15 protein-coding genes are annotated in these 14,638 nt (G+C 64.6%); 6 read left to right on the forward strand and 9 right to left on the reverse strand.

Going from position 1 to position 14,638, the window contains the following annotated elements; all coding sequences use genetic code 11:
- Window positions 1-12 precede the first annotated feature (12 nt).
- A complete protein-coding gene (locus tag D8Z78_RS25085; protein WP_255446368.1) occupies window positions 13-150 on the forward strand; it encodes a helix-turn-helix domain-containing protein in 138 nt (45 codons plus the stop codon).
- Between the two features lie 24 nt (window positions 151-174).
- On the opposite strand, the gene D8Z78_RS20530 is transcribed toward D8Z78_RS25085, so the two are convergent.
- The 7 genes from D8Z78_RS20530 to D8Z78_RS20560 all read right to left on the reverse strand — a co-directional run bounded on the left by D8Z78_RS20530 (window position 175) and on the right by D8Z78_RS20560 (window position 7,302).
- Entirely contained in the window at window positions 175-1,542 is a 1,368-nt protein-coding gene (locus tag D8Z78_RS20530) for an FGGY-family carbohydrate kinase (protein ID WP_121632474.1), read from the reverse strand.
- Complete coding sequence (gene rhaM / locus D8Z78_RS20535; RefSeq protein WP_121632476.1) at window positions 1,539-1,853, reverse strand: L-rhamnose mutarotase; 315 nt, start codon at window positions 1,851-1,853, stop codon at window positions 1,539-1,541. The genes D8Z78_RS20530 and rhaM overlap by 4 nt, the downstream gene beginning before the upstream one ends.
- Window positions 1,853-2,845: an ABC transporter permease gene (locus D8Z78_RS20540; protein ID WP_121632477.1), complete on the reverse strand. Its 993-nt coding sequence runs from the start codon at window positions 2,843-2,845 to the stop codon at window positions 1,853-1,855. The genes rhaM and D8Z78_RS20540 overlap by 1 nt, the downstream gene beginning before the upstream one ends.
- Window positions 2,842-3,834, reverse strand: a complete 993-nt coding sequence (locus D8Z78_RS20545; RefSeq protein ID WP_121632479.1) for an ABC transporter permease — start codon at window positions 3,832-3,834, stop codon at window positions 2,842-2,844. The genes D8Z78_RS20540 and D8Z78_RS20545 overlap by 4 nt, the downstream gene beginning before the upstream one ends.
- Window positions 3,831-5,381, reverse strand: a complete 1,551-nt coding sequence (locus D8Z78_RS20550; protein ID WP_121632481.1) for a sugar ABC transporter ATP-binding protein — start codon at window positions 5,379-5,381, stop codon at window positions 3,831-3,833. The genes D8Z78_RS20545 and D8Z78_RS20550 overlap by 4 nt, the downstream gene beginning before the upstream one ends.
- Window positions 5,382-5,474: 93 nt before the next feature.
- The gene (gene rhaS, locus D8Z78_RS20555) at window positions 5,475-6,476 is read right to left on the reverse strand and encodes a rhamnose ABC transporter substrate-binding protein (RefSeq protein WP_121632483.1); all 1,002 of its coding nucleotides are present in this window, start codon (window positions 6,474-6,476) and stop codon (window positions 5,475-5,477) included.
- Between the two features lie 25 nt (window positions 6,477-6,501).
- Entirely contained in the window at window positions 6,502-7,302 is an 801-nt protein-coding gene (locus D8Z78_RS20560) for a DeoR/GlpR family DNA-binding transcription regulator (RefSeq protein ID WP_121632484.1), read from the reverse strand.
- A gap of 186 nt (window positions 7,303-7,488) precedes the next feature.
- Here D8Z78_RS20560 and D8Z78_RS20565 point away from each other — a divergent pair, with 186 nt between their 5' ends.
- Both D8Z78_RS20565 and D8Z78_RS20570 read left to right on the forward strand, forming a co-directional pair.
- Complete coding sequence (locus D8Z78_RS20565) at window positions 7,489-9,588, forward strand: bifunctional rhamnulose-1-phosphate aldolase/short-chain dehydrogenase (protein ID WP_121632555.1); 2,100 nt, start codon at window positions 7,489-7,491, stop codon at window positions 9,586-9,588.
- 76 nt (window positions 9,589-9,664) lie between these two features.
- Window positions 9,665-10,903 carry an L-rhamnose isomerase gene (locus tag D8Z78_RS20570; protein WP_121632486.1) on the forward strand — a complete coding sequence of 413 codons (1,239 nt, stop codon included), beginning with the start codon at window positions 9,665-9,667 and terminating at the stop codon, window positions 10,901-10,903.
- Between the two features lie 28 nt (window positions 10,904-10,931).
- Here the strand turns inward: D8Z78_RS20570 and D8Z78_RS20575 are convergent, their stop codons facing one another.
- Entirely contained in the window at window positions 10,932-12,278 is a 1,347-nt protein-coding gene (locus tag D8Z78_RS20575) for an ATP-binding protein (RefSeq protein WP_121632487.1), read from the reverse strand.
- Window positions 12,275-12,934: a response regulator transcription factor gene (locus D8Z78_RS20580; protein WP_121632489.1), complete on the reverse strand. Its 660-nt coding sequence runs from the start codon at window positions 12,932-12,934 to the stop codon at window positions 12,275-12,277. Before D8Z78_RS20580 ends, D8Z78_RS20575 begins: the two co-directional genes overlap by 4 nt.
- 149 nt (window positions 12,935-13,083) lie before the next feature.
- Between D8Z78_RS20580 and D8Z78_RS20585 the strand changes: the two genes are divergently transcribed.
- The 3 genes from D8Z78_RS20585 to D8Z78_RS20595 all read left to right on the forward strand — a co-directional run bounded on the left by D8Z78_RS20585 (window position 13,084) and on the right by D8Z78_RS20595 (window position 14,609).
- Window positions 13,084-13,401 (forward strand): PepSY domain-containing protein, encoded by a 318-nt coding sequence (locus D8Z78_RS20585; protein WP_121632491.1) that lies wholly within the window; start codon window positions 13,084-13,086, stop codon window positions 13,399-13,401.
- Window positions 13,402-13,510: 109 nt separating this feature from the next.
- Entirely contained in the window at window positions 13,511-14,065 is a 555-nt protein-coding gene (locus D8Z78_RS20590; protein ID WP_240672202.1) for a cytochrome b/b6 domain-containing protein, read from the forward strand.
- A 160-nt stretch (window positions 14,066-14,225) separates the two neighbouring features.
- Window positions 14,226-14,609, forward strand: coding sequence for a PepSY domain-containing protein (locus tag D8Z78_RS20595; protein ID WP_121632493.1), 384 nt, complete (start codon window positions 14,226-14,228; stop codon window positions 14,607-14,609).
- Window positions 14,610-14,638 lie beyond the last annotated feature (29 nt).

Consider the following 14,638-nt stretch of genomic DNA (forward strand, 5'->3'; position numbering starts at 1 on the left):
GCCCGCGACGCGCTGCGTGGCTCGGATGCCAAGGTGTCCGAAGTGGCGTTTCGCGTGGGGTATGAAAGCTCCGCCCAGTTTTCGCGCGAATATGCACGGAAGTTCGGTCGGTCGCCGCGTCAGGACCGGGCCGCGCTGGCTGCGGAGTGACCACCGCGATGCACGGTGCGCCGGTCAGCCTCCGGTTGGATAAATGCGTTGCACCCTTTGGGTCCAAGCTGCGCCATAGTCGAACAGACCCCGGGCATCGGCGGGCGCGTGCCGTTCGGTCAGGTGAACCTGCCGGGCGGGGGCCTGCGCGCACAGCAAGGCCGCGCCCATGCTGGTGCCGGTGGCCGTGTTCGAGACAAGAACCTGTCGACCGGTTTGCACCGCCAGCATGTCGAGGAACAGGTCGTTTCGGGCAAAGGGCCCTTCGACGATGATTGGCCCCTGCGCGCCGATCAGATGCAGGCAGGTACCTGTCATCAGGGCGAGGTAAAATGACAGGGCCGCGCCCTTTTCGCCTTGGCTCATCGACGCATCGCTCCAGCCGCCATGCGCGGTGGGGAACGGCCCAGACCCCTGTTCGACTGCCGGATACAGGGCTTTGTGTGAGGTCAGGACATGGGCGATGTCGTCGCGTGTGGGCGTCGATGTCTCTGGCGTCATCCGGTTGTATTCGCGGCCACCCATGAACCGGGCAGAGGGCACGGGATGGCCCATTGCGTTGACGTTCATCAAGGTGTCGCGCGCCGGGTCCAGCGTGACCGGATCGCCATCCACGCTCATGCAGATGACCCATGTTCCGGTCGAAACCACCGAAAAGGCGCCCTCCATCCCGTGCAGATAGGGCAGAAGCGAGGCATTGCTGTCATGGATGCCGGACCGGACCCGCGTGTCGGCGGGCAAGCCGGTGACACGCGCCACCTCTGTCGTGATCTCGCCCGCCACATCGCCAGCCGCAGCGAGCGGGGCCATGGTCAGACCCAGCCGGTCCGGCAGATCGGAAAACCGCCCTTCTTGCGGCAGCCACAGGTCTGTGTGACAGCCCAGCGATGTCGGCTCGGTGGCGAAGCATCCCGTCAGCCGCCCGGACCAGTATTGCGGATAGCTGGCAACCTGCGCGGTCCGCGACCGCAGATCGGGGAAGGTTTCCACCAGCCAATGCAGCTGCGCCCCGGCGTTCAGCCCCGCAGGCAGACGGGGCGCGCCGGTTTCGTCGAAAGCCCCCCGGATCGCGGCATAGTCCCGCGCCAAGCTGTCCGGACCGTCATGTTCGTAGTCCAGTACCGGGCAGGCCAAGCCCCCCGTCTGATCGAGCAGAACGAAACAGGCGCCATGGGTGGTCACGCTGATCTCGTCCACGCCGTGTTCCGCCTGCATCCGCCGGAGCCCGTCGAGAACGAAGGCCCAGATCCCGTCGATGTCGAAATGCGGATAGGGCGGCCCCGCCACGACCCGGTTCGGGCGCGTCACGACGGCGATCTCGGTCATGCTGTCCATGTCGACCAGAGCCAGCTTGACGTTGGTCTTGCCGATATCGAGGACGGCCACCCTCATGGCATGTGGAACATGGGCAGGAGCGGATTGGTCACTGGCGCGTTGTCGGGATGGGTGTCCATGATGTCGGCCATATGCGCCCACCACCGCTGCATGATCTCGGTTCCCGGCAGGTCATCCATGCGGTGGTCGTCCGTGCGCCACAGCACCCCGAATAGGGTATGCGTGTCCGGATCGAGATGGATCGAGTAGTCCGAGACACCCGCCTCTTTCAGAAGCGCGACCAGTTCGGGCCAGATGTCGTCATGGCGGCGCTTGTATTCCTCGGCCTGACCGGGGGCGAGCCGCATGGTAAAGGCGTGTTTCTGCATCACTTCCTCCACATCTTCCACAGGCGTGGCAGGGCGATCACGCCGATCAGCATCAGGCCGATGAAGATCGACATGACGATCCCCGGCACGTTCAGCAAACCAAGGCCGAAGGTCACCAGCCCCATGACGAAGGCGGCGATGACCACGCCGGGGATGCTGCCCGCGCCGCCTAGGATCGACACGCCGCCCAGCACCACCATGGTGACCACCTCCAGTTCCCAGCCCATGCCGATGGACGGGCGCGTCGATCCCAGCCGCGAGGTCAGGCAGATCGCCGCCACGCCGGACATGAGGCCTGTCAGCAGGAACAGGATGAACTTCACCCGTGCCACGCGGATGCCAGAGAACTGCGCCGCCGTGGCGTTGTTGCCGATGGCATAGACGGTGCGGCCAAAATTGGTGCGGTGCAGCAGGACATAGTAGATGACGGCCAGCACGGCGAAGAGCACGAACTCGAATGAGATCACCCAAAACACGTAGCCTTGTCCGAAATAGGCGAAATCCGACGGGTAGTCGCGATAGGCCCCATCCCCCAACACGATGAACGAGATGCCCCGGAACAGGCTCATCGTGCCGATGGTGACGACGATGGATGGCAGGCCCAGACGGGTTACCAGCGCACCGTTGAAGGCACCGCACGCAAGGCCGGTGGCAAGACCGACCACGATCAGCCCCGGCGTGCCGACGCCCACCGATGCCGCAGCCCCCATCGCGGTCGAGGCCAGCGCGATGATCGACGCGACGCTCAGGTCGATCTCGCCCGCGATGATCAAAAGCGCCATGGCAAAGGCGATCATGGCCTTTTCGGTGAAGTTGAAGGTCGCGTCGCTGAGGTTCCAGGCGTTCAGGAAATAGGGCGAGGCCAGCGAATTGGCGATGAAGATCGCCACCGCCACGACCAGCAGGAGCAGTTCCCACGACCCCAGCAGGCGCGCGGCCGGGCTGTGCAGGCGGTCGGGGATGCGGCGCGGTGTGAGGCTTGCGTCGCTCATGCGGTGGCTCCTTCGGTCTGCTCCTGCGCGCGGCGCAGGATGATGCGGCCCTTGCGCTTGGTGTTGCGGGTGTTCAAAGTGACCGCGACGATGATCGCCGTGCCCGAAATGGCCATCTGCCAAAACGGCGAGATGTCCACGACCGGCAGGGCGTTCTTGACGATGCCAAGGAACAACGCCCCGAGAATGGTGCCAAGGATCGTGCCCGCCCCTCCGGCGATGGAGATGCCCCCGATCACGCAGGCGGCGACGACTTCCAGTTCGAAGCCCCCGGCGATGTCCACATAGGCCACCGCGTAGCGCGCCACCCAGAGATAGCCGCACAGCCCGGCCAGAGCCCCCGACAGGGTAAAGGCCCAGAATTGCGTGCGCCCGACGGAAATGCCGGTATAGACGGCGGCGTGCGGGTTGCCGCCCACCGCGTAGAAGGCGCGCCCCAGCGGCGTGCTGCGGATCATCACGATCATGACGACCGCCGCGAGGATGCCGAACCAAGCCAGCATCGGCAGCCCCAGCACCGTCGCGCGTGGAAAGCCGGTGAAGGCGGCGGACATCTCGTGCGCATTGACCCACGCCCCGTCCGAGATCAGGAAGATGGTGCCGCGATAGATCGTCATGGTGCCCAGCGTCACCACGATCGACGGGATCGCCAGCTTCCACACCAGAAGGCCGTTCACCATCCCCATCACTGCGCCCAGCGTCACGGCGATCAGCAGGATCACCACGACCGGCACTCCGGGCATGGCGGCGTTCAGCATGGCGCAGACCATACCGGTCAGCGCAAGGTTGGCCGCCACGGACAGGTCAATGCAGCGCGTCAGGATCACCACCGTCTGCCCCAATGCGAGGATCAGCAACGGTGACGTGTCCGTGAAGACCCGCGCAAGGTTGTCGGGCGCGATGAAGGCGGGAAAGCGGCTGGCGATCAGGGCGAGCAGCACCAAGATGGCCCCGGCCAGCAAGGCTTCGCGTGATTTGAACAGGCTCATGCGCTCTCTCCGATCCCCGCCGCAAAGCGGACCAGTGTTTCCGGGGTCAGGTCATCGCCCTCCAGTTCGGCGGCGATCAGCCCTTCGCGCATGACGATGACGCGGTCGGACATGCCCAGAACCTCGGGGATTTCCGAGCTGACCATGATGACCGAAAGCCCCTGCGCGGCCAGTTCGGCCATGAAGGCGTGAACGGCGGCCTTGGACCCGATATCGATGCCTTTTGTCGGCTCGTCGAGGATGATCACGCGCGGCTTGGTTGCCAGCCACTTGGCAATGACCACCTTTTGTTGGTTGCCCCCCGACAGGTTGCCGACATCCTGATCCAGCGCCGCCGCCCTCAGGTCGAGCCGTTCGGTATATTCACGCGCCAAGGCGAATTCCTCGGACAGGCGCAGGAAGCCGCTGCGCGAGGTCTGCGTCAGCGAGGGCAACGTCACGTTCTGGAAGATCGGCAGACCGATCACCGCGCCCTGCTTGCCGCGATCTTCGGGGACGTAGACGATGCCCGCCTCGACCGCCTCGGCGGGGGAGCGGATCACCTTGATCTGGCCGTCGATCTGCGTGACGCCCTTGGACGGTTTCGTGATCCCGAAAAGCGCCTGCATGACCTCGGACCGCCCTGCCCCGACAAGACCGTAAAAGCCAAGGATCTCGCCCCGCCGCAGGGTGAAATTGATGTTCTCGAACTCGGTCGGGTGGGCGTAGCCGACCACCTTCAGCACATCGTCCCCCGGCGCTTTCCGGCGCTCGGGGAAAATCTGGTTTACGTCGCGGCCGACCATCAGGCGCACAAGGTCGCCTTCGGTCACGTCAGCCATCAGCCCGGCACCGACATGGGTGCCATCGCGGAACACGGTGTAGCGGTCGGCGATGCGAAAGACCTCGTCGAACTTGTGGCTGATGAACAGGATCGCGCGGCCCTCGGCCTTAAGCCGGTCGACCAGATCGTAGAGCTCTTCGATTTCCTTGTGTGACAGCGCGGCGGTGGGTTCGTCCATCACCACGACACGCGCATCGACCGACAGCGCGCGGGCGATGGCGACCAGATGTTTCGACGCGATGCCCAGATCGCGCAGCGGCGTGTCCGGGTCCAGATCGGCATCGATCCGGGCAAGGATGTATGCGGCGCGGCTCCGCATCGCCTTCCAGTCGATCAGGCCGAACCGGCCGCGCGGCGCATGGCCGATAAAGATGTTCTCCGCCACGGTCAGTTCGTCGAACAGGACGGTTTCCTGATGGATCGCGGTGATGCCCGCAACCGATGCATCCTGCGCCGTGGCGAAAGTGACCGGCGCACCCGCCACATGTATCGTGCCGCTATCGGGCTGGTAAATTCCCGTGAGCGTCTTGACCAGCGTCGATTTGCCTGCACCGTTTTCCCCGATCAGGGCGGTGACCTGGCCCGGGAACAGCTCCAACGAGACGCCATCCAGCGCCTTCACGCCGGGGAATGTCTTTGTGATGTCCCTGAGGGCGAGAACCGGCGTGTCAGAGATGTCTGACCGCGGGCTGTCGAACTGCCGGGACTCGACGCTGAGTTGCATCGTGGCCTCCGCTGGATGTGGGAATGTCTAGGCCCCCGGCGCAAGCGGCACCGGGGGCGGCCCCGGAACACCCTGCGCCGGGACGGGAGGAAATCAGAAGATATCCTTGAAATCGTTGATGTTGCTTGCATCATAGACGAAGGGATCGGCCATCGCGCCCTCGGTGTTCTCGTCCAGCGTCAGCGTGCCCATGCGGCCCATCGGGATTTCCGCACCCGGCGCGGCCTCTGCCGCATCGGTGGCCAGTTGGTAGGCCAGCATCGTCGCCGAATAGCCAAGGTCGATCGGGTTCCAGATCGCAAAGGACTTGGACGCGCCACTTTCGATCGCGCCCGCCATTTCCGAAGGCAGGCCAAGGCCGGTCACGTTCACCTGCCCCACCTTGCCCGCATCCTCCACGGCGCGCGCCGCAGCCACGATGCCCACCGACGTCGGCGCGATGATCGCGTCGAGGTCCGGATAGGTCTGCATCAGGCCGGTGGCCTCGCGATAGGATTTGTCGGCAAGATCGTCGCCATAGACGGTGCCGACCACTTCGATCCCCTCGTAATTGCCCATCACCTTGTTCATCTCGGCTATCCAGGTGTTCTGGTTCGTCGAGGTGGTGGTGGCCGACAGCACAGCAACCTTGCCGCCCTCGGGCAGTTCGTCGGCGGCGAGCTTGATGATCATGTTGCCGATCAACGGGTTGGACGACGGGTTGAGGTGAAGCTCACGGCCCTCGGCGGCAACGCCCGAGTCCCACGAAATCACGGTGATGCCGCGCTGCATCGCCTTTTTCAGAACCGGTACCAGCGCGTCGGTGTCATTGGCAGAGACCGCGATCGCGTCGACCTGCTGCGCGATCAGCGCGTTGATGACCTCGATCTGGCCTTCGGCGGTGGTATCGGTCGGGCCGGTGTAGATCACCTCGACATTGCCCAGTTCGGCAGCCGCCTCTTCGGCGCCTTTGGCTGCGGCCTCGAAGAAGCCGATGCCCAGCGCCTTGACCACCAACGCGATGCGCACCGTGTCCTCCTGCGCCGTTGCGACGGACCCGGCCATCAAAGCGGCGGCCATGGCCGCGCCACCAAACAGTCTGCGTGTGAGTTTCATGTCTTTCCTCCCAAAAGTGAGCGCCTCAACCGGCGTTCGTTTCACGCGCGGCGCTTCCCTGCGCCACGATCACCCGGATGTCGGCCGCTTCCAGCATGGAGGCGGCGCGATCCGGTATGCCCTCGTCAGTGATGACGACGTCGATGCGGTCGAGCGGGCAAAGCACGAGGCTCGACCGGTTCTCGAATTTCGAACTGTCGGCCAGAACGATCAGCTCATCGGCCTGCCCGATCAGCTTTTCTTCGGCTTGGATCAGCAGCGGGTCGCCTTCCATCAGGCCGATGGGGCCAAGGCCATGGGCGCCCATGAACATGCGCCGGGCGTAGAAGTGCCGCGTCATGTCGTTGTCGAAGGGCGACAGGATGATGTTCTGCTCGCGATAGATCGCGCCGCCGGGCACCATCACCGTGTTCTTGGAGTGGCGCAGCAAGTGTTCGGCAATGGGAAAGCTGTTGGTCAGCACCTGCATGCGGCGATTGACCAGCGGATGCACCATCTGGAACGTCGTCGTGCCACCGTTGATGATGATCGGTTCACCATCGTTGCACAGGTTGACCGCCTCCCGGGCAATCGCCGTCTTGGCCTCGACGTTGATCGCCTGATTGACGCTGAACGGACGGCCCGCAAGCCCCGGAAACGCGGGCGGCGTCAGCGCCTCGGCCCCGCCCCGCACGCGACGAAGGCGCTTTTGCCCGTCAAGCGTGGCGATGTCGCGGCGAATGGTGGCCTCGGATGTTTCCGTCAGCGTCACCAGCTCGGCCACCGTCACGATGGGCCGCTCTTGGACTGCGGATAGAATGATCCTGTGGCGTTCCGTCTCGTGCATTGTGTCCTCCCGTATACCAAGAATGCCTGATTCACCGTCTCGGTCAATCATTTTCTTTCATTTTCGATCATACTGCGGTGCAGCATGATTGTTTATGATCGGTTTTGCTTGACTTGCCGCACGGTTGCGCTCACGCTGTTCCCGACGCAAGAGGCCGCATCCTGCGGCGTTCCAGGGAGGATGACCATGCTGACCCGCGCCGAAAATCGGCTTCAAAACCTGTGGGATGACGCCCGTGCAAAGGACATGAGCGAACCCGAGAAGCTGCTGTACCGATCCAACCTTCTGGGCTCCGACAAGCGAATCACGAACTACGGCGGCGGCAACACCTCGGCCAAGGTGATGGAGAGCGATCCGCTCACCGGCGATCAGGTCGAGGTGCTGTGGGTCAAAGGATCGGGCGGCGATGTCGGCTCGATCAAGATGGACGGCTTTGCCACGCTCTACATGGACAAGCTGCGCGCCCTGAAGGGCAAGTATCGCGGCGTCGACCACGAAGACGAGATGGTCGGCTACCTGCCGCATTGCACCTTCAACCTGAACGCCCGCGCGGCCTCCATCGACACGCCGCTGCACGCCTATGTGCCGAAAAAGCACGTCGACCACATGCATCCGGACGCGATCATCGCCATCGCGGCATCAAAGAATTCGCGCGAATTGACCGCCGAGATCTTTGGCGACGAGATCGGTTGGCTGCCGTGGAAGAAGCCCGGCTACGAACTGGGTCTGTGGCTGGAGAAATTCGCGCTCGAAAACCCTCAGGCCAAGGGGGTCGTGCTCGAAAGCCACGGCCTGTTCACATGGGATGACGACGCGAAGGCCTGCTACGAACTGACCTTGGAGATCATCCAGAAGGCGATGGACTGGTTCGAGGAAAAGACCGCCGGGGTCGCGGCCTTTGGCGGCGCGGAGCATACGTCGCTGGCACCGGAGGCGCGCCGCGCGGTTGCGGCGCGGTTGATGCCCGCGATCCGCGGCTTCGTCTCGGGCAACCAGCACATGGTCGGTCATTTCGAGGACAGCGCCACGGTTCTGGAATTCGTGAACGCCAAGGACATGCGGGCCCTCGCGGCCCTTGGCACCTCCTGCCCGGACCACTTCCTGCGCACCAAGATCCGCCCGCTGGTGATCGACTTCGACCCGGCGCAGAACGATATCGACGGCGTGCTGGCTGGCTTGGCGGACCAGATCGCCGCCTATCGCGACGATTACGCCGCCTATTACGACCGCTGCAAACATGCGGACAGCCCCGCGCTGCGCGATCCCAATGCAGTGGTCTACCTCGTGCCCGGTGTCGGCATGATCACCTTTGCCAAGGACAAGGCGACGGCGCGCATTTCGGGCGAATTCTACGTCAACGCCATCAACGTGATGCGTGGCGCCTCGTCGGTGTCGGAATATGTCGGTCTGCCCGAGCAGGAGGCCTTCGATATCGAATACTGGCTCCTCGAAGAGGCCAAGCTGCAACGCATGCCCAAGCCCAAGTCCATGGCGGGCCGCGTGGCCTTGGTCACCGGCGGCGCGGGCGGGATCGGCATGGCGACGGCGGACAGATACCTGTCCGAAGGGGCCTGCGTGATGCTGGCGGACATCGATCCTGAGACACTTGATACGGCGCTCGACAGCCTGACCCAGCGCTACGGGCGCGATGTCGTGCGCGCTGTCCAGATGAACGTGACGGATGAGACCGCCGTTTCTGCGGCCTATGCCGATCTCGCGGTGGAATACGGCGGCATCGACATCCTTGTGTCGAATGCGGGCATCGCCTCCTCGGCCCCGATCGAAGACACCACCCTCGACCTGTGGCAGAAGAACATGGACATCCTCTCGACCGGGTATTTCCTTGTCTCCCGCGAGGCGTTCAAGATGCTGCGGGTGCAGGGCTTGGGTGGCTCGGTCGTGTTCGTGGCGTCCAAGAACGGCCTCGCGGCCTCCCCCAATGCCTCGGCCTATTGCACCGCCAAAGCGTCGGAAATCCATCTGGCCCGCTGCCTCGCGCTGGAAGGGGCCGAGGCGGGCATTCGCGTCAATGTCGTGAACCCCGATGCGGTGCTGCGCGGGTCCAAGATCTGGGAGGGCGAGTGGCTGGAACAGCGCGCATCCACCTATGGCACCGACAAGGGCGGCCTCGAAGAGATGTATCGCCAGCGCTCCTTGCTGAAACGGTCGGTCCTGCCGGAGGACATCGCCGAGGCGGCCTATTTCCTCGCCTCGGACCGGTCGGCCAAGTCCACGGGCAACATCATCAATGTCGACGCCGGCAACAAGGAAGCCTTCACGCGCTGAACGGACGGTGGATCGAAAGCCGGCCTTGCCGTTGGCGGCAAAGGCGGCCTGTGATCCGCGATAGGGAGGATTTTGAATGACCTACGAACAGGCCCGCGCGGCCTTTGCCGACTGGGGCATCGACACCGAGGCCGCGCTTGCGACGCTCGCGACGATCCCGATCTCGATGCATTGCTGGCAAGGGGACGACGTGCGCGGTTTCGAGCAGGCGACGGGCACCTCGGGCGGCGGTATTCAGGCCACGGGCAACCATCCCGGCCGCGCCCGCACGCCGGATGAGTTGCGCGCCGATCTGGAATTCGCCTATTCCCTGATCCCCGGCAAGCACCGGCTGAACCTGCACGCCTTCTACCTCGATACGGACGAGAGCCCGGACCGCGACGAGATCGAGTTCCGGCACTTCACGCCGTGGCTCGAATGGGCCGCGGAACAGGGCATCAAGCTCGACTTCAACCCGACCTTCTTTGCCCATGCCAAGGCCGACGACAACCTGACCCTGTCGCACCCGGATCAGGGCATCCGGGATTTCTGGATCGAGCATGGCAGGCGATGCCGCGAGATCGCGGCGCAGATGGGCGCGGCACAGGGTGGCGAAGTCGTCAACAACATCTGGGTGCCGGACGGGTCCAAGGACAATCCGGTCGACCGAATGGGCGCGCGTCGGCGACTGGAGACATCGCTCGACGCGATGCTCGCCCCGAAGCACGACAGGGCGCATCTGCTCGACGCGGTGGAATGCAAGCTGTTTGGCATCGGCGTAGAGGCCATGACCGTGGGCAGCCACGAATTCTACTTGGGCTATGCGATCCGGAACCAGACGGCGCTCTGCCTCGATATGGGCCATTTCCACCCGACCGAGAACGTGGCCGACAAGCTGACCGCCGTGGCGCTTTCGGTGCAGGACATCCTGTTGCACGTCTCGCGTCCGATGCGCTGGGACAGCGACCACGTCATCCTGCTCGACGACAGTATTCGGGCGATGGCGCAGGAAATCGTCTTCTCCGACCTGCTGGCGCGGACGCGGATCGGTCTCGACTTCTTCGATGCCACGATCAGCCGCACGGCGGCTTGGGTCATTGGCGTGCGCAACATGCAAAAGGCGCTGCTCGAAGCGTTGCTTGCACCGCAGGACCGATTGCGCGCCGCCGAAACCGCGCTCGACTTCACCACCCGGTTCATCCTGACCGAAGAACTCAAGAGCCTGCCCTATGGTGCCATCTGGACCGAGTTCTGCGCCCGCACCGAGCGACCGACAGGCCCCGGTTTGATCGACGCGTTGAACGCCTACCAGAAAGCCGTGGCCGCGCGGGGGTGAGCGACATCCATCCGATCCGCGCGCCGTTTCAAGGCCAGGTGCCCGACCCCTCGGTCGGTAGCGTCACGCTGGCCTGAAAACCGGTTTCGGAACCGGGTCGGGGCGAGGCAAGGACAAGCGGGTGACCAAACCGGTCCGCGATGGCGGCCACGATGGCAAGGCCCAGCCCGCTGCCATCGGTGCTCGACCCCGCCCGTTCAAACCGGGTTGTCAGCCGGTCCAAGGCGTCGCGCGGCAGCACGGGGCCCTCGTTTGAGACGATGAACTGCCCGTCGGGCGTCAATGTCACCTCGACCGGCGACGTTTGTGCGCCGTGGCGCAGGGCGTTCTCGACCAGATTGCGGCACAGGATACCGAACGCGTCGGGGTCGAGGTCCGACAGGACCGGCGCATCGGGCAAGCTCAGCACGATACGATCCGGCGCGCTCATGCGCTGGATATCCTGCACCACGAGTTGCGCGACAGCGCGCAGGTCGGTGCTTTGCTCCATGCGAAGCCGCCCCCCCTCGGCCCGTGCAAGCTGCATCAGGCGTTCCGACAGGCGGGTCAGCCGTTTGAGCGTTGTCTCGATCTCTCCGGCGCGGGCCTTGGCAGCGGGGTCGGCGGTTTCGGATTGCAGGCGCTGCGCCTGCGCGATGGCCCCGGCGAGCGGCGTGCGCAATTCATGCGCGGCATTGGCGGCAAAGCTGCGCTCTGCCTCGAAGGCGGAATGCAGCCGCGCCAGAAGGCTGTTGAGCGTGGTGGCCACCGGGTCGATCTCGGCGGGCAGATCGTTCGCGGGCACCGGGGACAGATCCCGCGCATTGCGGGTCTCCAGTCTGGCGCGAAAATGGCGCAGCGGGGCGAGGTTCCTGCGCACGGCCAAGACGATGGCCGCAAGCGCGATGGGCAGGACGACCATGAGCGGCAGGCCAAGCCCCATCTGGATGCTTTGCGCCACCTCCTTGCGATGGTCCAGCGGCTCCGCGACGGTGATGCGGATCGTGTCCTGAAGCACCGCGGCGCTATAAAGCCGGTGGCTCGCGGTGTCGTGGAACCCCGGCCTGTCATAAGGCGGAAACACCGACGGGTCGGCGGCATGGGATTGCAGCAGGATGCGGCCCTGAGGATCACGCACGACATAGGTGAAGTACTCGTCATGGGCGCGGATGGCGGCGAGCCGTTGCGTCAGACCCTGCTCTTCGCGACCGACGATTTCGGTCACGGCCAAAGGCAGGATGCGTTCCGCCGTCTCGCGCAGCGCGGCGTCGAACACCTCGTCCATCTCGTGGCGCACCAGAACGGCCGTCGCCGTCGCGGCGAGAATCCAGCAGACCGCAAGGACCAGACCGACCGACAGCCCGAGCCGCGCCTGCAGGCTGCGCGGCAGCCTCATGGTTTGCCCAGCCGGTAGCCCATGCCGCGCTCGGTTTCGATCAGTTTGGACCCGAGCTTTTTGCGCAGACGGCTGACATGGACTTCGATGGTGTTGCTGTCGATCTCGGTATCGAAGGCATACAGCTTTTCTTCAAGCTGCGCCTTGGACAGAAGCTGGCCGGGCCGCGACAGGAAGGCCTCGAACAGCGCCCATTCGCGGGCGGTCAGTTGCACCGGCTTGCCATCGCGGTGGATGCTGCGGGCGGCAAGGTCGATGTCCAACGCCCCGTGGCAGATGATCGGGTTCGGATTGCCGCTGTAGCGCCGCCCGACAGACCCGATCCGTGCGGACAGTTCGGCCAGATCGAAGGGTTTGACCAGATAATCGTCCGCCCCCGCATTCAGCCCCTCGATCCGGTCCGACACCTGATCCAGCGCGGTCAGGATGATGACCGGGGTCACATCGCCCTGTTTGCGCAAGGTCTTGAGGAACGCGATCCCGCGCCCATCGGGCAGCATGAGATCCAGCAGGATCAGGTCGTAGGACGCCCCGCGCACCGCCTCGCCCGCCGCATCCAGCCGCGTCACCCAATCGACCGACTGGCCATCGGCGGCGATCTGGTCCCGCACGGCGGGGCCCAAGACGGTGTCATCCTCGATCAGCAGGATACGCATGGCGGCTCTGCTCCTATTCATACTCGCACCCCAGACATGGCCTGCCTGCCTGACGCAAAGCTGACGCCGCCGGACATTGCGCTTCAGGCTGCCGTCAGCTTGGCCCTCTATAAACTGAATATCGCTGCCCGGAACAAGGAGCTTGGCCCATGCGAAAGACATCCCTGATACTTGCCTGCCTCGCCGTTTACGCGGCCAGCCCGGCGCTGGCAGATGATGATTGCTTTGTCCCGATGGAAAACTGGCAGCCCCGGGACGCGGTTGCAGGGCTGGCCAAGGAGAAGGGCTGGACCGTGCGCCGGATCAAGATCGACGACGGCTGTTATGAAATCGATGGCCGGGATGCGGAGGGGCGGCAGATCGAGGTCACGATCCATCCCGCCACGCTCGATGTGATCGAGTTCGAATACGAGGACGAAGACGACGACCATGACGACGACAAACGAAAGGGCCGTGACGATGACTGATCGCGAAGCAGACGCCGCCCCGCAGGGGCCAAGCGACACAGCCGGTCTGGTGCGCATCTGGGACCCGCTGGTGCGCGTCTTTCACTAGAGCCTCGTCGCGGCCTTCGCGGTGGCGTGGCTAAGCGCCGAAGAACTCGATACCGTGCACGAGATCGCGGGCTACGTCGTCGCGGGGCTTGTGGCCTTCCGTCTTGTCTGGGGGCTGATCGGCCCCCGCCATGCGCGCTTTGCCCACTTCGTGAAGGGGCCGAGGGCGGTGCTTGCCTATCTCAAGGACATGACCGGCGGCAGGGAACGGCGCTATCTTGGACACAACCCGGCGGGCGGCGCGATGGTGATCGCGCTTCTGCTCACCTTGTCGGGCACGGCCTTCACCGGCTGGCTGCTGGAGGAACCCGACCGCATGGCGATGCTGCCAGAACTGCCGCAGATCGTGGCACCCGCATGGGCCGATGATGATGACGGGTACGAGGGCTACGGCCAGAACGGATATTCCGCAGAGATGCTCGGAGACGTCCACGAGACCCTTGCCAATCTGATGCTGTTGCTTGTGGCCCTGCATGTCGGTGGCGTGATCCTTGCCTCCGTCCGCCACAAAGAGAACCTCGCCCGCGCCATGGTCACCGGTGACAAGCGCGCCCCGGCACCGTCGGATATGCCATAAACCCAAGGCCGTTCGTCCCTTCGGCCTGCCTCGGCCCCGCCCAGACCGGCGGGGCCTTTTTCGTTCCTGACGACAAGCTGAAGCAGAAAGCGCCGTCGTGTCAGGAAGCCCTCAGATCGGCTCCCCAGATTGGGTTCATCAGAAAACAGGAGATGATCCCATGAAAAAGACCCTGACCATGCTGACGATTGCTGCCCTGCTGCCCGCCGGTGTCGTGCTTGCCGACGATGACGGCTGCTCTGTGCCGCGCGACCAGTGGCAGCCCCGCGAAGCCGCGCTTCAGGTGGCGCAAGACAATGGCTGGACCGTTGCGGACTTCGAAATCGACGATGGCTGCTACGAGATCGAGGGCCGCGATGCGGATGGCCGCGAGATCGAGGTCAAGCTCGACCCCGCGACGCTTCAGGTCGTCGAAATGGACTACGAGGATGACGATGACGACTACGGCACGGCTGCCGACAACCCGGCCCCGGCTGGCACCGTCGCGCCGCCGCAAAACGGGCTGTTCGGCACCGGCACGCCGCCGAAGGTCAAGGTGAACTGAGCGCCTGTGACCCCTGACCTTCCAACCAA

This window comes from Tropicibacter alexandrii (genome assembly GCF_003667315.2).
GTDB classification, from domain to species: Bacteria; Pseudomonadota; Alphaproteobacteria; order Rhodobacterales; family Rhodobacteraceae; genus Tropicibacter; species Tropicibacter alexandrii.